15 protein-coding genes are annotated in these 25,199 nt (G+C 55.4%); 7 read left to right on the top strand and 8 right to left on the bottom strand.

The genetic code is table 11. The features are described 5' to 3' along the window. The first annotated feature begins 400 nt into the window (after nt 1-400). Complete coding sequence (locus K239x_RS05440) at nt 401-4,159, top strand: AsmA family protein (protein WP_145416707.1); 3,759 nt, start codon at nt 401-403, stop codon at nt 4,157-4,159. Between the two features lie 50 nt (nt 4,160-4,209). Here the strand turns inward: K239x_RS05440 and K239x_RS05445 are convergent, their stop codons facing one another. The 7 genes from K239x_RS05445 to K239x_RS05475 form a co-directional block, all read right to left on the bottom strand. Further along, the gene (locus tag K239x_RS05445) at nt 4,210-4,683 is read right to left on the bottom strand and encodes a TFIIB-type zinc ribbon-containing protein (RefSeq protein WP_145416709.1); all 474 of its coding nucleotides are present in this window, start codon (nt 4,681-4,683) and stop codon (nt 4,210-4,212) included. A gap of 18 nt (nt 4,684-4,701) precedes the next feature. Next, nucleotides 4,702-6,108, bottom strand: a complete 1,407-nt coding sequence (locus K239x_RS05450; RefSeq protein ID WP_145416711.1) for a PDZ domain-containing protein — start codon at nt 6,106-6,108, stop codon at nt 4,702-4,704. Next, the gene (locus tag K239x_RS05455; RefSeq protein WP_145416714.1) at nt 6,108-6,827 is read right to left on the bottom strand and encodes a P-loop NTPase family protein; all 720 of its coding nucleotides are present in this window, start codon (nt 6,825-6,827) and stop codon (nt 6,108-6,110) included. The genes K239x_RS05450 and K239x_RS05455 overlap by 1 nt, the downstream gene beginning before the upstream one ends. 8 nt (nt 6,828-6,835) lie before the next feature. Continuing rightward, on the bottom strand, nt 6,836-7,630 hold the full coding sequence (locus K239x_RS05460; protein ID WP_419189706.1) for an ABC transporter permease: 795 nt from the start codon (nt 7,628-7,630) through the stop codon (nt 6,836-6,838). Between the two features lie 308 nt (nt 7,631-7,938). Further along, nucleotides 7,939-9,672 carry an adenylate/guanylate cyclase domain-containing protein gene (locus K239x_RS05465; RefSeq protein WP_145416718.1) on the bottom strand — a complete coding sequence of 578 codons (1,734 nt, stop codon included), beginning with the start codon at nt 9,670-9,672 and terminating at the stop codon, nt 7,939-7,941. After that, nucleotides 9,669-11,186 carry a serine/threonine protein kinase gene (locus K239x_RS05470; RefSeq protein ID WP_419189707.1) on the bottom strand — a complete coding sequence of 506 codons (1,518 nt, stop codon included), beginning with the start codon at nt 11,184-11,186 and terminating at the stop codon, nt 9,669-9,671. The genes K239x_RS05465 and K239x_RS05470 overlap by 4 nt, the downstream gene beginning before the upstream one ends. A gap of 136 nt (nt 11,187-11,322) precedes the next feature. Next, nucleotides 11,323-13,452 (bottom strand): alpha/beta hydrolase family protein, encoded by a 2,130-nt coding sequence (locus K239x_RS05475; protein WP_145416722.1) that lies wholly within the window; start codon nt 13,450-13,452, stop codon nt 11,323-11,325. Between the two features lie 174 nt (nt 13,453-13,626). Here K239x_RS05475 and ribA point away from each other — a divergent pair, with 174 nt between their 5' ends. The 6 genes from ribA (at nt 13,627) to K239x_RS05505 (ending at nt 23,743) form a co-directional block, all read left to right on the top strand. Continuing rightward, nucleotides 13,627-14,838, top strand: coding sequence for a GTP cyclohydrolase II (gene ribA, locus K239x_RS05480; protein WP_145416724.1), 1,212 nt, complete (start codon nt 13,627-13,629; stop codon nt 14,836-14,838). Nucleotides 14,839-14,982: 144 nt separating this feature from the next. Beyond that, the gene (locus K239x_RS05485) at nt 14,983-15,819 is read left to right on the top strand and encodes a prephenate dehydrogenase (RefSeq protein ID WP_145416726.1); all 837 of its coding nucleotides are present in this window, start codon (nt 14,983-14,985) and stop codon (nt 15,817-15,819) included. A gap of 71 nt (nt 15,820-15,890) precedes the next feature. Beyond that, on the top strand, nt 15,891-18,851 hold the full coding sequence (gene purL / locus K239x_RS05490; RefSeq protein ID WP_145416728.1) for a phosphoribosylformylglycinamidine synthase subunit PurL: 2,961 nt from the start codon (nt 15,891-15,893) through the stop codon (nt 18,849-18,851). A gap of 52 nt (nt 18,852-18,903) precedes the next feature. Then, nucleotides 18,904-19,902, top strand: a complete 999-nt coding sequence (locus tag K239x_RS05495; protein ID WP_145416730.1) for an ATP-binding protein — start codon at nt 18,904-18,906, stop codon at nt 19,900-19,902. A 150-nt stretch (nt 19,903-20,052) separates the two neighbouring features. Continuing rightward, entirely contained in the window at nt 20,053-22,647 is a 2,595-nt protein-coding gene (locus tag K239x_RS05500) for a hypothetical protein (RefSeq protein ID WP_145416732.1), read from the top strand. Nucleotides 22,648-22,789: 142 nt separating this feature from the next. Beyond that, nucleotides 22,790-23,743: a DNA integrity scanning protein DisA nucleotide-binding domain protein gene (locus K239x_RS05505; protein WP_145416734.1), complete on the top strand. Its 954-nt coding sequence runs from the start codon at nt 22,790-22,792 to the stop codon at nt 23,741-23,743. A 112-nt stretch (nt 23,744-23,855) separates the two neighbouring features. Here K239x_RS05505 and K239x_RS05510 read toward each other — a convergent pair whose 3' ends face one another. Continuing rightward, on the bottom strand, nt 23,856-25,175 hold the full coding sequence (locus tag K239x_RS05510) for an NAD(P)/FAD-dependent oxidoreductase (protein ID WP_145422193.1): 1,320 nt from the start codon (nt 25,173-25,175) through the stop codon (nt 23,856-23,858). Nucleotides 25,176-25,199 lie beyond the last annotated feature (24 nt).

The following is a 25,199-nucleotide window of genomic DNA, read 5'->3' on the forward strand; positions in this document are numbered from 1 at the left end:
AATGCAGTGCTTGGCGGCCAAGTGAGTGATCGTGAAACACGACGTCCAATCGTTTCAAAAGCTTGCTTGCATTCGGCGAACTCTGCAAGGCTTATCGGCAACGAAAACCAAATGTGGACGAATCGTCGCAGAATTCATCTTGGGATCGGCGAGGTCAAATCGCTAGACTCCAGACCAATGACCGACTTGCCTGCTGCGTTGAACGGACTTGTCTAACGCGCCGAGCAGTATGGCTGTCGATGGCGGACCAATGAATCGTAGCTGGCGGACAATTGCGTTGGCGAACGAAATTACGCGGGCGTTGGAATTGTGCCAACGAAGTATGCACGGATAAGCACGCGAAAACACGGCCCACTCGGGTGACGGTTTTCCGCTGGATTAGTTTGACAAGGATGTGACTGTGGCCACCGACGATTATTTGCTTGACGAAGTCGAACGATCGCAACGCAATCATACGCGTCGACGACGACGCGGTCGCGCGGCCCGCCGCCGCATCTATCTTTTTATCGGGATTGCTCTGCTGGGCTTGATCGTGCTGTCGACGCCGACGTTTGTTAGCCAGTCTCCGCTGGGCCGGTCGATGGTGAAGCGGACGGCAGCAAGCTATGGACTGGACGTCGAAGTGGATTCGATGAGTGTCGGTTGGATCACTCCTTTGAGCTTTCAAGGAATCCAAGTCATCGGCACACAAAGTGGAAGCCAAGTGTTGATCGATGAAGTGGATACGACCTTAACCGTCCGCGAATTGATATCCGCAAACGCCTCCAATTTTGGTGATGTGGTTTTGCGTGGCATTGATGTGACGTGCAGTATGCAAGACGGGCGATGCAGCCTGGAAGACGATCTGCAGCAGCTTCTCGCTCCATCGGACCAGCCAAGCGATCCCGTCGAAGGCTCCGTGGAGATTCATGACGCATCGGTTGTAGTCACCGACGTGCAAACTGGTCAGGCGTGGCAGTTGGCTCAGTCCAACGCGACCGTCGCCCTGACACCCATCGAAATTCGCACCACGTTCGCTGGGGTTCTAAACGAGCCCGCCGGCGGCGGCGGTGCTATCCAGGGCAGCCTTTCTTACTCGCTGACGAATGCTAACTCGGGCAACGCACTCGCTGAAGCGGCCGCATGGGATTTGAACCTCGACAGCGAATCACTCCCGCTATCGGTCGTAACGCTGCTGTGTCGTCGGTTTCCCTCGGAAACTGCCGGGATGCCAACTGATTTGAGCGGCGATGCCACCGGCGCGATTCGCGCCACTGGACAAGCAAACGGAAACATCCAGGCAACCCTCAGCACACTGCAGATTCGCAACCTGAATGCCACCGAACCGCGTCAGTTGGGCGACGAACGTGCTGCGCGCGTTTGGAAAAACAAATTGGCAACCTTCGACGGCGACCTTGTTTTGGCCGGCAACCGCGTCATCGGCCGGGACCTTACCGCGCAAGCCGACTTTGCAACGGCAACTCTCAACGGCGCATTTTCGCGATCGATCACTTTGGCCGGGGAAAGCAACAACCCCATGAGGTGGCTGGAAGCTTTGGACGGAAGTGCCCAAGCGGAAATCGATTTGGCACTCTTGGACGCAGCGCTGCCGGGGTTGCTACCGCTTCGCGACGAAACACAAATCATTAAGGGCCGCGCGACCGCACAAATCAATTCGCAGTCCGCTGTCCATGGACGACGTAGCCGATTGACGATCCAGAGCGATGCTTTGCACGCTCGGGCTCGCGGACGTGCAATCGTTCTCCAGCCGATCACTATCAACACGACCGTCCTGGATGAACAAGGCAATGTTCGGGCTGAATCGTTTCAGCTAACCAGTTCCTTTGCCAGCGCGGTTGGCGAAGGTGATTTTCAAGCGGGCCGCGCAGATTTCCAAATCGATTTTGGACGTCTTTCTGCGATCCTGCAGCCGATCGTCGATATGTCCGACACCAGCCTGGGTGGTTCAGCGAAAGGGAACTTTCAATGGAACGCATCGAATCAAAACGTCTGGCGACTCAGCGGAGATGCCGACGCTTCGAATTTGCTGGTCACCTTGCCAAGCGGGCAAAGTCTAAAGCGTCAGTCGCTTCGTGGGACTCTCGAGGCCGTGGGCCGATGGGGTGGCAATTCGCTGGAAGAATTGACCCGCGCAAAAGCGTCATTCAGTAGCAGTGGTTTGAACTTGGATGCCGAACTATCTGGTTCGGTTCAAAACCCAAGCGGCACCATTCCTCTGCCGATCAAACTGACCGCGAATGGTCGCATGGAAACACTTGCTGAAACGCTTGGGCCATGGCTGCCTGCCGAATTGCACGATGTCCAAGGTGGTTTTGATATTCGTTCCCAGGGCGAATTTTCCACCGTCGCAGTACTGCTAAGCGACACGACAGCACAATTTACTGACCCACGCGTCGCTTATGCGGACCGCTGGTTCAGTCAGAAAGACGTCAAAGTGGATTTTAGTGGCGAGCTGAATTGGCCGTCGGGCGATTTCTACAGTCGTTCGCTAACGGTTGCCGGTGATGCCGTTTCGCTTGCGATGAAAGGTCAGGCAACAACTAAAAATGTTGACTTGGAAGTAGCGTGGCGAGCAAAGTTGGATCGGATTCAAGGCAGCGTGCGGAAACGCGTGGCGAATTGGCGTCGAGAAAAACCCGTGGTGGCCAAGTCACGCAGCAAAGACAACGAAAGCGTTTTTCGACACGTTGGCTATCAAGCAAACACGGCTCGCGAAGTTGCGCAATCCGACGATTGGCTGGTCACAGGAGATTGCGAAGGAAACTTCAGCGTCAAAAGCAACGGAGACGTGCTCAGCATCGACTCCAATTCGACGGGCAAGAACGTGTCCGTGATTCAGCCACCCGATGCCAGCGCCCAGTCATACACCGTCGGTCCTATGCCACGGCAATCCAATCAAGGTCGCTCGCCAGGACGCCTTCATTCGCGGGTCGTTTGGTCCGAACCAAATGTTTCCGTCAGCGGACCGATTCGCCTGAACCGCCAAAACGGAAAAATCAACGCCGATGGAGTTCGCATCGTCGGCGACTGGTTCGCCACGACGTTGACCGGCCATGCGATCTGGAATGAATCCGTCGGGGACGTGGTTTTGAAAGGCCCCGCTGGCTTCAAGATGGACGAGATTTCAAAACGTCTGACCACTCTGACCGGAACAGCCATCGCCGTGGAAGGCGTTCATGAAACGCCACTGGAGATCCACGCCGCCCGAGACAATGTTGGCAATGTTGCTTTCACCGTGCAAGGAAACTTGGGCTGGGATCTGGGTGAAATCGCTGGGGTCCAGTTTGGCGGTGCAACGGTGCCGGTACAGCTGACCGAAACGACCGTGGAGATTTCGCCTGCGACTGTCCCGGTAGGCCAAGGGCAAGTGAATTTGGCGGGCGAAGTTTTTTATCGTCCCGGACCAGTCTACTTGCGTGCGAGGCCCGGAACCGTTGCGACCAACTTGCGGCTGACGCCTGACATGACACGCCGATGGCTCAAGTATTTGGCACCGCTGGCGGCGGATGCAGCGCAAGTGGACGGCACGATGAGCGTCGAATTAGATGAAGCGATTGTGATCATCGACACGCCTAATCTGAGCCGAGTGAAGGGACGCATCAATATCGAACAAGCTCGAATGACCAGCGGGCCGCTGACGTCGCAAATCATCGGTGGTTTGGAGCAACTCAAATCACTTGCTCAGATGTCGGTGCCCGGTGAAGCACGCGATCCGTCGACGTTAATCACTTTGCCAGCCCAAACCGTGGACTTTGCTTTGGAAAATGGCGTCGTCAGTCATCAACGACTGTTTTTTGACATCGATCGCGCAAAGATGATGTCCAGCGGTCAAGTCAGCCTGGATTCACGAGTCGATCTAGTTGCTCAAGTTGAGCTGGACGAAAATTGGCTTGGCAGCGACCTCAAAGGACTGGCTGGAAATTCGGTTTCTTTGCCAATCACAGGCACCCTCAGTCGTCCTACTCTGGACCATGGCGGCATCAGCGACGTGCTGACTCAACTAGGAACTCAGGCGGCTGCGAACGTCGCACAGAAAACCGTAAACGATTTGCTCCAGGGGCAATTGGACAAAGGCATGCAGGGCATCAACAAGAGCTTTAAGAATCTCGAAGGCGGATTCAAAAGCATCAAAAGCTTTGACAAACTTTTTAACCGTTAGGTCGGCTGTCGCAGGTTGTTGGACGCTCCCTCGCGGCATGCGAATGTGAGCTATCTACGGCCCGGTGCATTGGCCAGCTTTGTTAATTCGCCTTGATCCAGAAAAACGACTGCGCATGTGGTGCACGTGTCGATCACGGCGTTGCCGGGACCGCCATAGGCGTGAGTCTCGAACAGACTGGTGCACGTCGGACAAATTCGCCGCACTTGCAATTGGGACGCATCCATCGGTTCAGGCATGATGCCCGAGTCTTTTTTTGATGCCCGAAGGTGCTGGATTAGCATTGCGAATACGTCTTGCTGAAACAGCATACTTTGGCACGACGGGCAGCCTGCGAACTGGCACCCCGCTAACTCACCGATTTGCAATTCGCACTGGCATTTGGGGCACAAGACTCCGACCCCGCGATTGAGCGACTGGCCGCCCTCATCAAATCTTGGCGCGGGCGATGCTTGTTTCAGCGATGCAACACTGGCCAGAAAGTTATCCAGGTTGCTGGGAGATTCTTGGTCGTGGGTGTGCATTGGATTTCCTTTGTGTAGTCAATGGCCAAAGAGCGATCGGAGCGGGCCGGTCCGTTTAACGCCAGCCTTTTTTTCCTGGTTTCGTTTGACTGAGCGACGAATCAACCAGTGATCTTTGACACCGTCGATGACATCGTTGGCACCATTGATCGCCATGTTGGCTTGGCCAGCGGCGCGATTGATTTTGGCGGCGGTTCCGGGCAGTTGATTGACTTCGCTTTGCAAAACGTCAACGACTTCGCGGCTTTGATCCAAGACCTCGTTCAGCGTCTGCGCGGCCTTTTGCAGATCTTTCATCGCGACTGTGGTTTCGGTGCCAATCGTGTCGGACGTTTCTTTCAGGCTGCTGGACGCCTCACCAAATTGCTCTGACGCCTGATTAAAACTGTCAAACGCCGGTCCCGCGCGTTCGTCGACGAGTCCGTTGAATGATTGAGCGATTTGGTCCAATTTGTCGTTGAAAACTCGGGTCGATTCGTCGATCCGTGCCAGAGTTTCGCCAACGCGTTTAAGCGTCTTGTCGCGTACGTCGTCGCTCGTTTTTTCAAGCGATTCACCGGTCTTCATGAACTGGTTAAGTGTGGGCACCAGCGAATCGGTCATGTTCTTGTTCGTTTCACCCAGCGTATCGACCATACTGCTTTCGACATTGGCGATCGATTCTTGCACGAGCGAAAGTTTGCTGGTGAGTTCTTCCAGTCGGTCTGGTTCAGGCTGGAACTGAATGATCGTGCCGCCGGCTTCCAGTCGCTTGGGTTCGACCAATTTGGCGGTCACCGCGACGGGGTATTCTCGGCCGTGAATGCCCACAAACAATTGGCTCCCGCGAGCAACCCGCGACATGTAGTCGTACAGTTCGCCCAGGTTGTTGACGGGCGCACCGTTGAAACTGGTGATGATGTCGCCTTTTTTGAGCTCGGCTTGTTGCGCCGGGCTGCCTTCGACTAAGCGTTGGATTTTTACCCCGCGTGCTTTGGCGCCAGCCGTCCGAATCGCGTTTGCTTCTTGGTCCAGCAGGTTCGAAACGATTGCTCCCAGCAAATCGATGCCGCGTTCAATTTCGAGGTAGGGTTCGCCGATCCCGAAGCTGCGCGCGACGACGATTTGCGAGTTTTCCCAGATGACGTTTTTAGTGTCGTCTTCGTGGACTTTCACTTGCATCGTCAGTCGAACTTCGTTGGAACTGCCCACATAGGAAATGTCATTCACGGTTCCCACGGGTTCGCCCAAAATGCGAACGTCCATCGATTTTCGCAGCCCACGCAACTGCGACTGATCTGCTTGTAAGTAGTACTCATTGCTTTCACTGAAAAATTCGTTCTTGTGCAGCAAAAGCAAAATGGTCGCGGCCGCAACGATCAGAAGCAGCAAAATGCTGGTTCCGACAATGCGCTGCGCGTTACGCTGGCGAAAGACCTCTGTCATCACGCGGCTCCCGTTTGAGGGATGAAGCGTTCATCGATGATTTCGTATTTGGCCAAGTGAGTGGAATGGACCTTGTTCCAAAGGTTGCGATTGTCGGTCACCCAGATCGTTGCACCGCCACGCTCGCGGAAACGTTTTTCGACAGCGAAAACACGTTCGCGAAATTCTTTGGGAACACCTGCAAACGGACGTTCGGCAATCAGCAGTAGGGGCTGACAAATGAGCGCTCGCACCCATTGATAAAGCCGCAGTTTCCAAGCGTCAACAAATGCGGGGCGACGGTCAGGAAAAGGAACCCCCAGTTCGCCGACCAGGCTGCGTGCGTGAGCAAACAGTTCGTGTTCGCTTCGGTCGGTGTGATGACGCTGGGCCAATAAAATGTTGTCGATCACACTTAGGTTTTGCAGCCAACCCGAATGATCAAAAACGCGACCTATCTTGGCACGCATTTCTCGCTGCTTTTCTCTGCTGGCCGATCGCCAACGTACTTCGCTGAATCGAACTTCGCCGCGTCGCGGCGTGATCAGCCCCAAGGCGCCACCGGGTAGCAACTGCTTGGTGGGGCCAGTTGGCCTCAAAATAAACGCCAGCTCACCGGCGTAGAGCTGGAGATTGATTCGTCGCAGTCTTGATTCGCGGCCAAATTCGCGCAAGGTCACATCCCGCATTTCCATGACTGGAATACGTTTTGGCTTTTCGCTAGCTGCGTCCTTTGCCATTTACTTTTCTAAAACAGGTCGAAGACCAATACCTTGCCGTAAATCAAAAACGATAGCAGGGCAGAGATCACAAAGACTGCTGTCAAACTTCTCACGCTCGCGCGGCTCGCCACGCGGGGCGTTTCGGTAATCGCGGTTTTTACCCCCAGGCCTTCGATGCAGCAGATCGCGCCAATGAACGCACCAGCTACAAAGGTTTTGGGAAGGAAAAACCACGCGTCATCCAGGCTAATTGCCCGGGCGATTTCGTCCAAATAGGCCAGTGGTCCGACGCGGACGACATTGATTGCCAATCCTACGACATAGCCACTTGCGAACATCACCAACAAAATAATCGCTGCCAGAAACGGGACTGACAGCATGGTGCTGATGATCCGCGGCATAACCAAATAGGACATCGGGTCGATACCGTGCGATTCGATTACATCCGTTTCTCCCGTGACTTCCATTAGCGACAGTTCCGTCGCCATCGCACTGGCACTTCGCCCAATCACGATCAACGAAGCAATCATCGGTGCCAAATCTCGAATCGTAATGCCAACAATCAGCGGCCATGCCGCTTGCATGCTGCCGCCAATCGATTCGGTCCACATCGCTGTTTGCACAATCAACAACAGTCCGGCCGCTGTCGAAATGCGAATCGCCACCGGCACGGCGTCTACAAACGTAAACAACAGTTGTCGCCAAAACACGCTTCGCACACTTCGGCGGTGATAGTTCATCATCAACTCGGGAACGGCTTGCGCGACGATCCCAAATAGATCCAAGTATTCGTTTAGCCGTCCAACGACGGCTTCGCCCATTGAATCGACGTTTCGCCAAAACCATGTCGTACGCGCTTTCCGAACTCGGGCAGACTGCACGTGGATAGCTCCGGCGAAGGAATTGAATGGGAAACGAAACCGCGCAGCGTTTTACTTGCAACGATACTTGTCTCTTGTCCAATCGGAGGTTTGCGAGCAAAAGAACGCATAAACTCCGTTCTCCTGCGGTGGTTCGTTGGACCGGTATCACGTGATCGCGATTTTGCCGCTCACGCCGGTTGGATGCGTCTCGGAAAAGTCGCCGCAATCGATCGATCACGAAGTCACGCAACTTTTCTCAAGCCAAACTATTTTCCGGAGAGCACCCAAGGGCCGTACGTTCCGTCGGAACGATCAATTCGATCAGCGAGGATTTGCAGGGGGCGGTCGTCGGGAAATTGTCGCGAAAGCTGTTCGACAGCCGCTCGGGCTTGGGCGTGTTTTGCCTGCTCAAACGTTCGCACTACCGATTCGTACTGTGACCACCAAGTGTTGTCCGCCGCCGAATCGAGCGGGGCCAGCTGAAAGACTCGCGTGGGATGGTCGATGCCGACCACGACGATCTCGCCTAAATCGCGAACACAAAATCCGTCTCCCATTCGTTCGCGGGTGGCTTGGGTGATCAGAATGGGGACGCCAAACGATTTGGTCGCACCCTCGACACGGCTGGCCAAGTTAACGGCATGTCCCAGCGGGGAGTATTTCAGTCGTGCCTTGCTGCCGGAGTTACCGACCAACGCGGAGCCGGTGTTGATGCCGAGCCCGACTTTTACGGCTCGGCCAATCCTCTGGTGCCAACGTTGATCGATTTCGCGCAGGGCGGTCTGAATGTCGATGGCTGCCAAACAAGCTTCTCTGGCATGCGTTTTTGTTCGGCCTGGCGCATTCCACATCGCTGCGATGCCATCGCCAGCGAAGTTAAACACAAAACCGCCGTGGTCATGAATCACGTGCGTCATGCAGTCCATTACTTCACGAACAAACGAATAGATCTCGTGAGCTTCGAGTTGTTCACCCAATTTGGAAAACCCGCGAATGTCACCAAACAGCAAAGTGAGTTCGCGTTCTTGGGCTTCCAGCCACTGCGGATTATTTTGCATCTCACGCACCAATTGTGGCGACGCAAATTGTTCCAGTTGAACCTGAGTACGAGTTTGTTCCGCTTCGGCGGTCAGTCGAGCCAAGCGGCTGCCGACGATTCCCGCAGCCACCTGCACAAGCTGCGCTTCCAAAGGCCGAATGCCATCGCAGTGAGAATGTTCGTTGACATCACGCGCGCCAAACAGGCAAGCCACCACTGCGCCGTCACTGTCAAAAATAGGCGCGCCCACAAATGCTGATACGCTGCTGAGACTTTTGGCAGATGCGAATTGGGGGGCATCCGCAAAAACAGTTTGCCGATACGCCAGAACATGCCCGACCACGTTGTGGCTGTAGACCGTGCCATCGGGGCTTTCGCTTCCGTACTGAACTTCGACTTTCCATTCTCCGTCACAGTTGACCACAACACAGCGGTCCAGGCCGATCATTTCGACAACCGCACGTGCAGCTTGTTCGTAAAATCCCGAGGCGCCCGAGGCTGATTCTTGAAGTGAAATGAGCCCCTCGAACCATTCGACCAAACACTCCGGGGAAATCTCTCCTTGAGTGGACAACGCGAGCGTGCCGACGGGTTTTCGTTCGCGGCCTTCGATCACTTGAGTGGCCGGAGGTTTCAAGAAACTGATGCCGATATCCAACGTTTCGATGCGGATATCGGTGCGGCCGATTCGTAGGTCAGCAGGCAATGGGAGCACTCGCTGGTTGGTCGATTCGATCGTTTCGCCCGATGCCAATGTGATCGCGCTGCTGCCAACGCACCGGACTAACAAACTGTTTTCGTCTTCGGTGGATTCCAATTCGACTTGTCGACGTGAAACGAACGGATCGGCAACGCTCAGTTCGGGATTGGCCGGGTCAGCTTGGCGACCAAAACCGCAAGGTAGTTTGATCGCCGCCAGCTTCTCTTGCTGATTCGGGCCGTTGATCGTGATTCCAATCATTGCAGGAAGATTCCTTTTTCCGATGCCAAATTTATGGAGTGGCTCGGGAAGAATTGCGCAGACGGGTTGGTCGATTGCATCCACCACGTCGCAGCAACACCGGCGGCAAAGAACAGGATCGCAAAGACGATCATCAAAACAATCGACACAGGGTTCTGTTTTGAATAATGCCCGACATCGTAGATCCACGATCTTGGCGCGACGGTCACGGCACGTCCATCGCGATAGCGCCGCAGGTCGTCAGCGAGATCACCGGGGGACTGGTAGCGATGCTTTCGGTCTTTTTTCAAGGCGTGCAAAACAATCCATTCCAGTTCGCGCGGTAGTTGTTCCACGCGAGTGCCGGGCGCGTCAGGTTCCGTTTGCCGAATGATTCTGAGCGTTTGGTCGATTGCTTTGGTGCTCAAGTCGGCCTGAGTAAAGGGCGGTTCCCCGACCAGCATTTCGTAAAGCACGACTCCGAGCGAGTAAACGTCGCTGCGAGTATCCACGTCCGATGGTTTGAAGGAAGCTTGTTCGGGGCTGATGTATTGGAGCGATGCCGTCGATCCGCCGTAGTGAGTCGCCACGGTCTGTTGCCCGAGTTGGCTGCCGATTGCTCGCGAGATTCCGAAGTCGATCACGTTGGTGTGTGGCTGTTGGTCTTGTTCGGCGACCAGTATTTTGGACGGTCTTAAGTCGCGATGGATGATGCCTTTTTGATGTGCGTGCTGCACGGCATCACAGGCCTGGATGAAAACATCGACGCGTTCGTCAAAGGAACATGCGTTGTCGATGGACCATTGGGTGATCGGCACACCGCTGATCCAAGGCGTCGCGAAATAAGTCGATCCGTCCGGCGTCGTCGCGGCTTCGGACACGCCGACGATGTGAGGGTGGTCCATGATTTCCATGGACTGTTGTTCAAAGCGAAATCGATTCAAGACGTCAGCCGAATCGAACTCGCGTTTGAGAAATTTGATCACCACCTGCTGGCGAGTTGGACGGAACTGGGTTGCTTGGTAGCTGACGCTGAAACTGCCGTCGCTGATTTTGGAAACAATTTTAAACGTTCCCACCGTCGACCCGATCAATCGATCGTTGCCTTGAGCAAGGTGGTTAGCGTTCAGGTCGTCGACCAACCAGTCATTGGGGTCTCCCAGTTGCGCAAACCGTTTGGAATACTCGGGAATCGACGGTTTGTCGCCGATTTTTTGCCGGAGCAGAAGTTCCCACTTCGCCAATCGCTTCAGAATCTCCGGCGCGCTGAGCAGTGAGAAACGTTCGGCGTACGTTTCGACGGTGGGTGGTTTGACGTAGGTTGCTTGTTCAATTTCGACCGGTCCTGCGAAGCTGATTTTTTGCCAGCGAAACGCCATGTCGGCTTTCACTATCGTTTCGATCACATCGGCGTTTGATGGACCGTCTGCTTGGTCAAGCCAGTCCTCGATCGTCAGTGTGGGAGTCTTTTCGAGCGACGAAACAAAGAGTTGTGCCGTTTGTTCGTCGTAGTGATCGGGAGGGATAAACGGCATGTCAATTATGGAATCAGTTCGGGCTGGAATGAGACACTCGGTCATCAGCATAGTGCACGATCCGGCGAAGTTTGCTCCGCTCACTGAACCAAATCGGCCGACGCTGTTTCTTCGGCACGCTGTTTTTCGGGCGTCGTCACTGTGATTCAGTGTCGGTGTTTGCAGCTGTTTTACAAGTTGCCTTGGTGCTGACCATGGCGCCGCGTTCATCTGTCGCCGTGACGAACCAAGCCGTCGCGTTGGCGAAGTCGGCCGTCGCTTTGATCTTTGAACCTTCGATCGTGGCCGCTTGGCTGAGCCACTTTCGCTCACGAAACAGTCCTTTGTCATTGGTGAGATGAAGTCGAGCAGATTTTAGTTTTGATTCGCTGGAAAAAGCGACTTGCAATGCGTTGTCTTGGATTTCTGCATCGCTCAGCTTCGGCAGTGGTAAATCGCCGTTTAACTGGCTGTCGATGAAGGAGTCGATTTCTTTGGGCTCCCATCCCGCTTGATGACTGTGTTTCATGTTGGGTGCGATACGAATCGAGTTTTGATCCGGCACCAAATCAAAGCTGCGAGAATAGCTTGGTAGTGGGTAATGTTTGTCATTCGTTCCATTGACAAAGAAAATCGGTACCCGGCAATTGGCCAAATGGCTGGACGGATCGTACTGTTGAATCCATTGCTCGCGTTGTGCCGGGGGCAACGCATCGATCAGCGGGCGCTGCACCGATTCTCCGTCGTGCAAAAATCCGCAACCATAAACCGGCACCGCCGCTTTGAAACGGTCGTCGATCGAGGCTGTGATGCACGTCGTGTATCCGCCCCAGCTGATGCCGGTAATGGCCGTTCTGTCGGCGTCGATTTCGGGAAAGCTGCGTACGAGTGAATGAGCGCGAATGACGTTGCCGATGGCATGAAAGGGCCAGTCGTCTTGGAGTGTGCCTCCGACGCTGGAGAATTTCTCGGCGTGTCCTTGATTGGGGCCGCCGTTTTCAAGTCGTTTACGGCCGGCTCGCATGTCGACGACCAATTCCCCGGCATCAAATTTGGGAGACTGCGGTCGATGGCCTGCTAGATCCATTGCGATTGCTGCATAACCTCGTTTCGCCCACTTCCAAACCCAAGGAGCAAACGCAGTGCCGCCTCCACCGTGGACCAATACGACGCAGGGCAGATTTTTGTCCAGTGACGGATCGTTTGCGATCGATCCAGGCGTGGCGTAAAACGCGAACACATCGGTTGGCACGCCGTCAACGGTTTCGCCTTTGTAGATCAATTCGCGAATCGGTTTGGCTTGGTCGATCCATGTTGCTTGGGGGGATCGGCCAAGTCGTCGCATGTCCCAAACCGACAGCGATGGTTTGATGAAAACGCTTTGGAAGAACTCCAGCGCTGCTTGCCGAGTTCGCGGATCAAGGAACGTGACCATATGGCCTTGGCCGGCCAGCGCCAGGAAGCGAACGTCGCAGCCAGCGTTTAGTAGTTTTCGACGGAGCGAGCGGCTGCTGGCGATTGGGACCATGAAATCTGATTCGCCGTGAATGATTTGCATGGGTGGATCACCTGCCGACGCGTGCGCGGTGGGGGAGGCAGCGGTGTAGACGTCGCTTTTTTCGCGGCGCGAACCTCCCAGGAAATACGACATGCCCGTATTGTCGATTGGCAAAGTACGAAAGTCGCAGGGCGGCCCGCCGGCACAAACCGCATGGACGGTGGGAACTTGGTTCCAACGCGGGTCGTTCGCTTTCCATTCACTGGCAGCTTGCTGGGTGGCGGCCGGTTCGTCGGCCAACATTGCGACCAGAGTCGATAGATGTCCACCGGCCGAATAGCCAAACAGTCCTAGACGCTCCAAGTCAATTGCGAACTCGTCAGCGTGTTGGGCCGTCCAGATCAAAGCTTGCCGAACGTCGTCGACCTGACGCGGGAACTTATGCTTGGGCGCCAGGCGATAGTTGATGGTAACGACCACAATGCCGTGGCTGGCCAGCAGGCGCGAGTAGCCTTCCAAAGTCCATTTGTCGCCGGTCATCCATGCCCCCCCGTGGACGATTACCACGGCGGGCCGTTTTTGAGTCACTTTTGGCGACTGTTCTTCGCTAACCAACGCGGGCTTTGGCAGATACACGTCACACAGGCCAGCTTTGCCTTCCGCGTCGCTGTACTTCAGGTCAGCCAAGCATTTCACGGCAACCTTGGTCGTCAGCGGGTTTGGCTGGGCAAGACAGGTTTGCCCCCCCACAACCCAGACAGCGATGATCGCTAGGATCCGGGGGCTCATGCGGTCAGTCGTTGGCACATTGGTTCTCATAAGCATCGGTAGAAAGTCGCCTTGTGGGGCTAGCACGTCGTCGCAGCATGAAAAATGGGGCGGTGGGCTGATCTGGGTTCAGCCGTATAATAGGACCCGCGACCAACTTGGTCCCCGCAACCCTTTTACCAAAAAAGCTAAACCATGCCGGTCGAGCTCAATTCGGTGCCCGAAGCCGTTGATGCGATTCGTGGCGGCGAAGTCATTATTGTCGTCGATGCCGAAGATCGTGAAAACGAAGGCGATTTTATCTGCGCAGCTGAAAAGGCTACGCCCGAGACGATCAATTTTATGCTGTCCGGGCGTGGTCAGCTATGTGTCAGCGTGCTACCAGAAGTCTGCAAACGACTGGAGTTGTTGCCGGTGGTCGCACAGAACGACGCGCCACTTAAAACCGCGTTTATGACTCCGGTGGATATTCGCGAAGCCAAAACGGGGATCACGGCCAGCGAACGCAGTGAAACCATCCGCCGACTGGCATCGCCGGATTGCACGACCGACGATTTCGTTCGACCCGGGCATGTGTATCCGTTGTTGGCGAAACAAGGCGGTGTGCTTCGTCGCGCCGGACATACCGAAGCCGCCATGGATTTGTCACGCATGGCTGGATTGGCGCCGGCGGGCGTGCTCTGTGAAGTGTTGGATGATTCGGGAGACCGAGCATCGCGTGACGGGCTGGTCGCAATCGCAAAAAAACACGATCTGAAGATCATTAGCATCGAGCAGTTGATTGCCCACCGACGCGTCAGCGAAAAACTGATCCGCCGGGCGGCTGAATCCAAGCTGCCAACGAAGTACGGTGATTTCCAGATCGTTGTATTCTCGGTCGAGTATGAAGCTCAAGAGCCGATCGCATTGGTCTTTGGCGATCTGACGGCACCAGGGACTGCGCCGTTGGTTCGGATGCACAGCAGTTGCTTTACCGGCGACCTGATCAATTCGCTGCGTTGTGATTGTGGCGATCAATTGCACATGGCGCTCAACATGATCAGTAGCGAAGGTCGTGGTGCGCTGGTGTACTTGCCGCAAGAAGGACGCGGGATCGGGCTGGCACAAAAAATTCGCGCCTACGCGTTGCAAGACGAAGGGATGGATACGGTCGAAGCCAATCACGCACTGGGGTTCAAAGCGGACATGCGTGACTACGGCATTGGTTTGCAGATTCTGAAAGACTTGGGGCTGAGCGACGTTCGCCTGTTAACGAACAACCCAAAGAAAACCGAAGCCTTCAACTTGCGAGGCTTCGACCTAAACGTTGTCGACCAAGTGCCCATCGTGTCTGCGGTCAACGAGCACAATAAGAGTTACCTGGAAACCAAACGCCAGAAGATGGGCCATAATTTGCCAGAAATGTAGGCCAGTTTGATGTGGCCTCCGTCTACGTCGGACAACTCTACGCCGGACAACTCAACGTCGGTCCCCGTGACAAACGTGGGCCCGCTTTGACGACGCGAGATATTGACGACGCGAGAATTCGATTCGACACCTTGATGTTTTGAAATGACTCCACCCTTTTTACCGAAACGCGTCGCGATTCTTGGCGTCGGACTGTTGGGTGGCAGCCTGGCTCTTTCACTGCGCCGGAAATTGCCGCAAACGCAATTTGTTGGCTACTCGCGTAGCGAAGCGAAACGTCGACTCGCGATCGACTTGGGGGTGATCGACGTAGCGGCACCGTCTATCGAAGAGGCCAGTGATCACTCCGATGTGATTGTCGTCGCCGCACCCGTCGACAAAATTGCCGAAGTGGCCAACTTGGCGGCGGCTGCGGCACCGCCAGATTGTTTGATCACGGATGTGGGTAGCACCAAGGCAACCATCGTCGATGCCATTTCACTGCCGAATTTTGTTGCCGCGCACCCTATCGCTGGCAGCGAAAAGACCGGGGCCCAGAACGCAACGGCGGAGCTGTTTGACGGCAAGTTGATCGTGATTACGCCGGGGCCGATGACCGATTCGGCAAAGCTGCAGGCTTGTGAACAGTTTTGGCAGCTCACTGGAGGCCGAACCGTTCAGCTGAGCCCGGCCGAACACGATGCCCACTTGGCAGCCGTCAGTCACGTGCCACACTTGATGTCGTCGCTGGTGGCAAGGCTGCTGCCCGATGCGGCGGGCGATTTGGTTGGCTCTGGCTGGCGCGATATCACACGCGTCGCGGCGGGAGATCCAACGCTGTGGACGGCGATCTGTAGCGAAAATCGTCTGGCCATTTTAGAGCAGCTCAAACGACTGACGGACGACGTCGAAAGTCTGACGGCCATTTTGCGAAACGCCGACGACCAACGATTGCACGAATGGCTCCGCGAAGCACAAATGCTGAAGCAAGCTACTGAGTGACGAGAAGCGTAAGTGACCAAAAACCTGTTTGCGAAATCCCTTTCTTTTAAGTACGAAAACGAGTAACCGCTATGCCGCTTTGGCAAATCGATATCTATCCCGCCGAGGGACAAGTTGACCGCGAAGGCGACCGTACCAGCGAAGAGATTCGCGAGCTGGGGCTCGGCGAACAGGTCGACGTTATCTTTGCACGTAGCTTTTTGGTTCAAGGCAATTTCAATCGCGACGATGCCGTGCGTTTAGCCAGCACGCTCCTTTCGGATTCGGTGACCGAGCGTACGGTCGTGGCGATTGCTGGGCAAGCAGATTTGAATCAGCCGCCGCAGTTCAGTAGCGACGCGGGTGCCGGTTCGCGCTTGGTCAATGTGCTGCCCAAACCAGGAGTGATGGATCCCGTTGCTGCCAGTACGCTGGGAGCAGCCAAAGACGCGGGCATCGAAGTCGACGCGGTGCGGACGATGCGCAAGTATTGGTTGGACAAAGCCGTCGATGATGCGGCGTTGGAATCGATTTGCAAGAAAGCTCTGTCGAACGATTCAATCGAACAAGTGGTCGTCGGACCTTTGGAGATGGATCAGCTTGACGTAGGCGCGCCCTATGATTTCGAATTGACCACGGTTCCGATGAGTGGGCTGGATGACGCAGGCTTGGAAACGCTTTCGCGTGATGGCCAGTTGTATTTGACGTTGGTCGAAATGCAGACGATTCGCGATCACTTCAATTCGATTGGTCGCGAGCCGACGGACATTGAATTGGAAACGATCGCACAAACTTGGTCCGAACATTGCAGCCACAAAACGCTGGCCGGCCGCATTCACTACCGCGGCCCTGGGGCGGATGGATCGCCCAACGGCGATGAACGTCAATACGACAACATGCTGAAGGAAACGATCTTTGCCGCCACGCAGCAAATCCGAAAGAATCTGGGCGACGATGACTGGTGCGTTAGCGTTTTTAAAGACAACGCCGGCGTTGTGACCTTTGACGATGAATTTCACGCCTGCTTTAAAGTCGAAACCCACAACCACCCTTCGGCGTTGGAGCCGTACGGCGGTGCGAACACGGGGATTGGTGGTGTGATTCGCGACCCGATGGGCACCGGGATGGGAGCAAAGCCAGTCTGCAATACGGACGTATTTTGCTTTGCTCCGCCGGAGACCGATGTGGATTCCCTGCCGCCTGGCGTGTTGCATCCACGTCGCGTCATGAAAGGCGTCGTGGCCGGTGTACGTGACTACGGCAATCGGATGGGAATCCCGACCGTCAACGGTGCGGTCTACTTCGACGAACGCTATCTGGGTAATCCGTTGGTCTACGCCGGCAACGTCGGCATGATTCCGGTTGGCATGGAAGAAAAAGAAGTCAAGCCAGACGATTTGATCGTCGCGATGGGGGGACGAACCGGGCGTGATGGCATTCATGGTGCCACGTTCAGTTCGGCTGAGCTGACCAGCGAGTCCGAATCGCTCTCTGGCGGCGCTGTTCAAATCGGAAACGCCATCACCGAAAAAATGGTGTTGGATGTTTTGTTGCAAGCACGAGACCGCGGACTCTACAACGCGGTGACGGACTGCGGAGCCGGTGGATTTTCCAGTGCGGTCGGCGAAATGGGCGAAGAGTTGGGCGCCGAAGTTTGGCTGGAAAAGTGTCCTCTGAAATATGACGGCCTGACCTACACCGAGATTTGGATTTCCGAAGCGCAAGAGCGAATGGTGTTTGCTGTTCCGCAGGAATCGGTAGACGAATTAATTCAACTTTGCGAAAGCGAAGGTGTTGAGGCCGCGGTCATCGGACGTTTTGCGCCAACCGGCCGACTGCAATTGACTTACCACGGTGAAACCGTCGGTGACTTGTCCATGCAATTCATGCACGACGGCAGGCCGCCGATCATCCGCGATGCCGTCTATTCACCACCGGAAACGGTGGCTGTCGATTTGCCAGCGATGTCCAGTGATGATCACCGCGATGCGTTGCTGTCGATCATGGGCAGCTACAATGTTGCCAGTAAGCACTGGGTGATTCGTCAGTACGATCACGAGGTCCAAGGGGGTAGCGTGGTCAAGCCTCTGGTCGGTCCGCAATGTGATGGCCCAGGCGACGCCGCCGTCATTCGTCCGTTGGTCAGCAGTAGGCGTGGACTGGTCATCTCCTGTGGAATGAACCCACATTACGGCGACTTTGACACTTACCACATGGCTGCGTCGGCGATCGACGAAGCGATGCGAAACGCAGTGGCTGTGGGAGCGGATCCATCGAAGATCGCCATCTTGGACAATTTCTGTTGGGGCTACACCGACCGCGCCGAAACACTCGGCTCGCTCGTCCGGTCCGCGATTGCTTGCCAAGACTTGGCAATAGCGCTCGGGACGCCATTCATCAGTGGCAAAGACAGTCTGAATAACGAATTCAGCTACTTTGATGACGATGGCACGAAGAACACGATTGCAATTCCTCCGACCTTGTTGATCAGCGCGATGGGCCAGATCGCCGACGTGTCGCAAAGTGTCACCATGGACGCCAAGGAAGCGGGCAACGTGGTTTTCCAAGTCGGAGCAACGAAAAGTGAACTGGGTGGATCCCACCTTTGTTTGGTCAACGGTCTCAGCGGCGGGCAGGTCCCAACGGTTGACGCCATGGTAGCGAAAACAACGTTCGCAACTGTTCACGGCGCGATATCGTCGGGGCTGCTACGATCCTGCCACGATTTGAGCGAAGGTGGGCTGGCAGCCGCTGCGGTCGAAATGGCCATGGCTGGCGGGCTTGGGATGAAGCTTGCTATCGATGGAATCGGTGGCAAATTGTCCACCACCGAAGTGCTGTTCAGCGAATCGAACACGCGATTCCTGGTTGAAACGACACCTGAAAACGCGGCCGAATTTCAAAAGCGTTTCACCGATGCCGGGATTCCAGTTGCTCGACTAGGTACAATCGAATCAGGCGACCAGCTGACAATCACCCAGGGCGGAAACGTCACGTTAGATGTGAGCGTGTCAGCAGCGAAAAGTGAGTGGCTCAAGCCGCTTGACTGGTAGCATATCACTCTCCTGCCAACGCGAACTCCCTTCCTCCTCCTCGCAGCCAAATATGATCTCAGCCGCAACTCCTGATGTTTCGACGACGACCTTGGTTGTTTCGCGGGGACAGTCCCGCAATCCCAAGAAGCGAGATTTGGAACAAGCGATCGTCGACGCGGCTGAAAAAATGGCAGGCGTGGACGTGATCGTCATTCCCCACTTGTACGACCTGCCCAGGTCCAGCGAGTCGTATCAGCGGCTTGCCGAAGTCGAAGGCGATATTGTTTTTGTGTCGTGGATTTATTCGCGTGCTGCGCACTGGGTTTTGGATCGCAACGGCGTGCAAGGGCAGTCGGGCGAAGTGATGATGGGCGACGAGGATGATGACGCAGAAGAGCCTCCCGCACCGGACGCTCCTGAAACTGAAGCAGTCGACCGAGTCGTGGATTTGTATCCGCGGCCTGATCGATCGATTCATTGTTTGGATCTGAAACTCACTGACAAAGCCGGGCCGTATCTAGAAGAGATTCTGCGGATTGTGGGACTGCCCAGCGACGAGCTCGTCAGTCTGCCTGTTATTGGTGGCAAGATCGTTCAAGTCGACGAAACGACTTCGCGACGCTGGTACCCTGTGATTGATTTCAGTCGCTGCACCAATTGCATGGAGTGCGTCGATTTTTGCCTCTTTGGTGTCTACGGTGTCGATGGTGCCGAGAACATTTTGGTGGAGCAACCTGACAACTGCCGAAAAGGTTGTCCCGCGTGCAGTCGAGTCTGTCCCGAGAATGCCATCATTTTTCCACAGCACAAAGCGCCAGCAATTGCTGGTGCCCAGGTTGATGGCGAAGAAGGATTCAAGATTGACCTGTCGCAGCTCTTTGGCGCTCCGGCCGGAGGAGATGATCCGATCGCCACGGCCGCGCGTGAACGAGACGAACAGCTGCTTTTAACGGGGCGAGACGCTGTTGGTATCGATGATCAGCTGAAACGTCGGCAGGAAAATTTGGCGGTGAAGCCCAAAGACAAGCTGGATGATTTGCTCGATTCGCTCGAAGAATTTGACCTTTAGTCAATCGCGTGACTTTGCCGCAAAGATCAAAATGGTGATGTTAAAGTTGACGTAGCTTGCGGCCCTTTTCACCCGTCAACTCGGGGTCAATTCGCGCCACCTGAAGTCCGATAGCACTGAGAGAGTCTCTCGCAAGCTATGGAGTCAGTTGTGCCCGCAACACATCATCAGATATCTGTTCGTCGTCAAACCCGTCGTCTTTCTCTCTTCGCGGCGCTGTTAGCAGCGACCACGTTGACGCCGGCGACTTCGTTTGCCGAGCAACGGTCAACGTTGCATTTGATACCGCCCAAGAATGCTCCGGAAAATACTGAAGTAATCGGCCCGCTGAAATTGCTGAACCCGGCCGCAGAGGTGGCTGAACGAGAGTCTGTCCTTGAAGCAGAAGTCGTCAAGGACACTGCCAAGGACGTCGCGGTGCGAAAGCCCGTGCCTGCTCAGACGAAACAGTCGACCGCATCGGTGCGAAATAATACACAGCGATCGATGAGTGCCGTCCCGACGCAGAACGCTACTTACCGTGGTGTGCAAAGCACGTTGAAAATGCAGCCTGTAGCGGGGCCAATCTTTGGGCGAGGAAATCGAAACGGGCAGCCGCTGTTTCGATTGCGAGGCCGCACGAACCAGCATCCGGCTTCCAACCACAAGCACCAGCAACCGAGCCAATCCGGCGCCACCCGCGCGCCGCAAAACTTGCCGCAACCGCCTCGTTCGGTCGCGGCAGCCAACGCACCGAGTGCCCGAGTCGCTGAGCAGACGCTTCGTCATACTGAGACCGGTGGTTGGGTATCACGAAACGGAACACAAGGTTCGCAGCCTTTGCGAGATCCCAATGCGCGGTCGGCGGAAAGCTACACGCCAAGCTATGCCAGCGAGAATCGCGCGGAGGCGGAACGCCGGTATGCAGTCGGCGACGTGGGGAGTGCGGCAAGGGATCAGCGATCCGCCGATCCCCGTTTGGCTGAACCTAGCGCGCGGGAGCCTCGCACGATCTCGCCTCGTTTGAGCGAGCCTCACGCCATTGAACCTCGTGCGATCGAGCCCCGACGTCCTGTCGCATCGACGCTGGAATTCAAAACTCGCGCTCCACAGGTTGATCCGCCTTCCTTGACGCCACCGGCCGATCTGCGTGCCAGCGAGCGTGTGGACTTGCAAGTGGATGATCAAGTGCAGGCTGTCGAACCGGGGCGAAGTGTGCTCAGTTTTAAAAAGCAGCCGGCGCCGCGATTGGAAAGTCCAAAGACAAAATCGCAATCTAGCACCAACGATCAGATCGCCGAAGCGCTTGAGCGACTGGAACAGCTGGTGCCGCCCGCGAACGAGACACTAAATGAGCCGATGAGGCTTGCTCCGCTGGCGAAAAAGCCCGTCGAGCGTCTGGCTCCCAAGAGCGTTCCCGCGGCTGACGTTGCCCTGCGTGAAAAGTCAGAGTCGTCCACGGAGCCGTCCGAAGCAGAAAGAGCGAAGGACGATATTCGCGAAGAGCTTGCCAAGGAGGCAAAACGCCAGCAAGAACGGTTGGAAGCCGCCAACAAGACTGACGCGCCTCGCGTGGCCAAACGCTCTGAGATTCGAAGAGATCCCGCAAAGGCGTCAGCGAGTGCTTCGCTTTCGCGACAAGAAACGGCCAGTCGTGGCAGCAGCCGCGTTGGTGACTTGGACACATCTTCGCCGCAGTCTGGCAGCTCCGCCGAACAATCGGTCACGTTGGACTACGTCGGCATGCCTGCGACACCGATTCAAATCACTCCCTACGTTCAGCGAATGCAGCCCGGCATCGCACGAGTGCTTCAGTACTATCACGATCGACCTGAAAAGGCGGCCGGGCGAAGCAACTGGGGCATGATGCACTCCATCATGGTGTACGGCGTCAACACGCGTTGTGCGGTGGGCAGTCGTCACTACAGCACGATCGCTTGGATTGCCGGCAACAATGTTTGTCGTGGACAACGACTGTTTACCTCGCAGGGCGGCAGAATCCAAGTCAAGAGCGGAGTGGGGCTTCAAGGTCACCAGGCACAGCTGTTAACGGTGTTATCACTGTGCGATGTTCCGTCGAACTACCCGATTTACGCCGACAACGTCCGCTACTCGATGCAAGACATCATCGAACAAGAGAAATTGGCGTGCAAAAGTGGCGAGGAGCTCACGTTCACATTGATCGGGCTTTCGCACTATCTCAATACCGACGACCAATGGATTGCCTCAGATGGGCAGCGTTGGGACTTCGAGCGACTGATCCGCGAAGAGCTTCGCCAGCCGATCGTGGGTGCCGCGTGTGGTGGTTCGCACCGTTTGATGGGTTACGCCCACGCACTGAGAAATCGACGTGCCGAAGGAAAGCCGATCACTGGTCAGTGGGCGCGAGCCGAAAAGTACGTACGTGACTTTGTGAACTACACCTATTCGTTGCAAAATCGCGATGGATCGATGGGCACGAACTGGTACGAAGGCCGCGGCGACAGTGGAGACGTTGATCGAAAAATCCAGACGACCGGCCACATGGTCGAGTTTCTGCTGACGACGACTCCGGATTCTCAGTTGCAAGATCCGCGGCTCGTCCGCGGCATCGCATTCTTGTTGAATTCGATGAATCGCGACCTGGGCCACGACTGGAAAATTGGTCCCAAAGGCCACGCACTTCGTTCTTTGGCGATGTACCACGATCGGGTATTCAAGTCTGGACCTGCGTACCGTCCTGATTCGATTGCCAAGCATCCGTCGACCTATGGATCGAAACGCTGATCCAGCGAGATATTCGCGGTCGTTTTGCCCAAAGATCGACGGGTTTCGGAGGCAAATTCGCTTCGGTTGGCTATTGCAGATGACGCGAATGAGCTAAAAAGATGCTTCTTGATTTGCATCCTTTCGACCTCCGTTGCCACCGATGGCGAACCAGCGACTAACCAAACACAACACGGCCATGTTGAGGGCCGCTTTTGAGTTGCAGAAGGATTTGAGCGCTGATGCTCTCTTAGTACTTCTGGATGGTCATACGGACTGGAAAAAAATCTCGCAAATGTCCAGCGATATGGAGCTGGATAAGCCTGTGATCGTGGCAGTCGATTCTTCGGACGATTTGGAAGGGGCGGCAGAAGCTGGCCTCCGGCCGCTCGCTCTTAACAAAGAAAAAGCTCCTCTGCTGGAACGTTTGCAGCATGCTCTCTTGGAAGCCGCTGCGGACGAAATGATCAAGATTAACGGCGAAGTGATTGCACTGTATGGTGGTTTTCAGCAAGGTCGACTCGATTCGATCAGCCACCTAAAGCTAGACGAACGGATGCGTCGTCTAACCACGCGTGATCTGCAGATGCTGGAAAGCAGCGTTCCGCTGAAGACCATCAAGACTGTGGTCGATTTAGCGGTGCAGATTGGTTTGGAGGGGCGCGAGGGCAAGCCCGTCGGGGCCTTGTTCGTCATCGGCGATACTCGCAAGGTGCTGGATCACGCCAGTTACTCCGGTTGCGATCCGTTTCGCGGCTACAACCGCAAAGAACGCAGTCTGATGGACCCCAAGGTTCAAGAGGATGCGAAAGAGATCGCGCAGTTGGACGGTGCCTTTGTGGTGACCAGCGACGGCGTCATCGAACGTAGCCGGCAGATGCTGGAAGTGCTGCACGAAGAATTGAATATGTCCAAGGGCCTTGGATCGCGTCACTGGGCCGCCGCGGCGATCACGCGGCGAACCAAGGCCATCGCCGTGGCCGTCAGTCAATCGACAGGCACCGTGCGTCTTTACCAAGACGGGTTCTTGATGTTGCAGATTGAGCCCATGGACAAAGGCATCAAGTGGCAAGAGATCGCGTTCAAACCGCCTAGTGCCAGTGGCTCGGAACAGTAGATTCGTCTCGCCGCAATGTTTCTGCCGCAATGTTTCTGCCGCAATGTTTCTGCCGCAATGTTTCTAACGCGGTGTGGGTTCAGCCGACTGGGTGACTGTCACGCGTTTTCGTTCAGGCCGATTCGGCTTTGCAACGAGACAGGTAGTCCGTCCAGACTTCGCCCGCCAGCTTGTCTTCACCTAAACGGATCGTCTCGTTGACATTCAGATTGCCTTCCAAGATGTGCGCTGAATTCAAAGCGTAGAATCCTGGGACGCTGGTGACGATCGGTGGAAGACGAGTGCTATAGTCGATCGTTGCGAGTGCCGCGACGTATTTGGCGCGGGCGATCTGAAATGCTGTGACGTTGTCTCGCGAAAAATGATCGTACATTTTCTCCAGCGTCGAAAGGCATTTCTCCTTGTAGTCTTCGTCACTCTCCTGCAGGCCGTCATGGTCGTCCGGCAGGTACTTGGGCAGATAGACCAAGTGTTGTCCGTCTAGCTGTGTCTGGGAATCGACGATCGTCGACATTTCGATCACAGCCGTCAGGGGAACCCAAGTATCGGTAATGTTCGTGACGTAATAGGGGCTGATCGGCTTCTTCAACAGCATCGATGCACAGACGACGCCGATGTATTTGATGCCGTTGAGTTCTTGTTTCTCTTGATCGCTCAGTTCTTCGCATTGTTTCGCGATCAGCGGGGACGCGATTGTCGAGACAACATTGTCAAAACGTTCAATGCGGCCTTCGCCAAAATCGACTTCCAGTTGTCCACTGGGCGAACCATCATTGCACTGGCGGACCGATGTGACGGGATGCCCTGCCAGCAAACGAACGCCTTTATCCGTCAAGTATTCGCAGAAACGTTCTAGGATGCGTGCGTATCCACCGGGCACGTAACCGAACATTTCCTTTTTGGCGCCACTGCGTCGGGCTTTGTACATTCGCGCCGTGTGTGCCCAGATAAAAGCGGCCGACGTCTGTTTGTAGGCTTCGCCTAGTTTTGCTTTGAGCAGCGGCAGCCATACTTTTTCAAACGCCCCATTGCCTGACCAGCGACGAAGCCATTTTTCGACCGACAGCTTTTCCATTCTTCGCCAATTGCGAATCTTGGAGGCGTAAAAAATGGTGCCGCCCAGACGTAACCGCTCAAACATCGATAGCGGTGGGAACTTCAGAAACTCAGCCGTATTGCTCATCGAAAGCAATTCGCCACCGGCGTAGAACCCGGTTCGAGTTTCGACCCAGTCGAGTTCTTTTTCCAGGCCAAGTTCGTCCAGTAACTCACGAAGGTATGAATCACTCAGCAACGTCACGTGATAAAACCGGTCCCAGGTGATGTCACCCAGTTTCCAGGCACTCGCAAGTCCGCCAAATTTCGGGGCCGCTTCGGCGATCGTGACGTCTTGTCCTTTGGCTACCAAGTCCTTGGCAATTTTGAGACCCATGACGCCGCCGCCGACGACCAGCCA

The organism is Stieleria marina (assembly GCA_007741555.1).
Classification (GTDB): Bacteria; Planctomycetota; Planctomycetia; order Pirellulales; family Pirellulaceae; genus K23-9.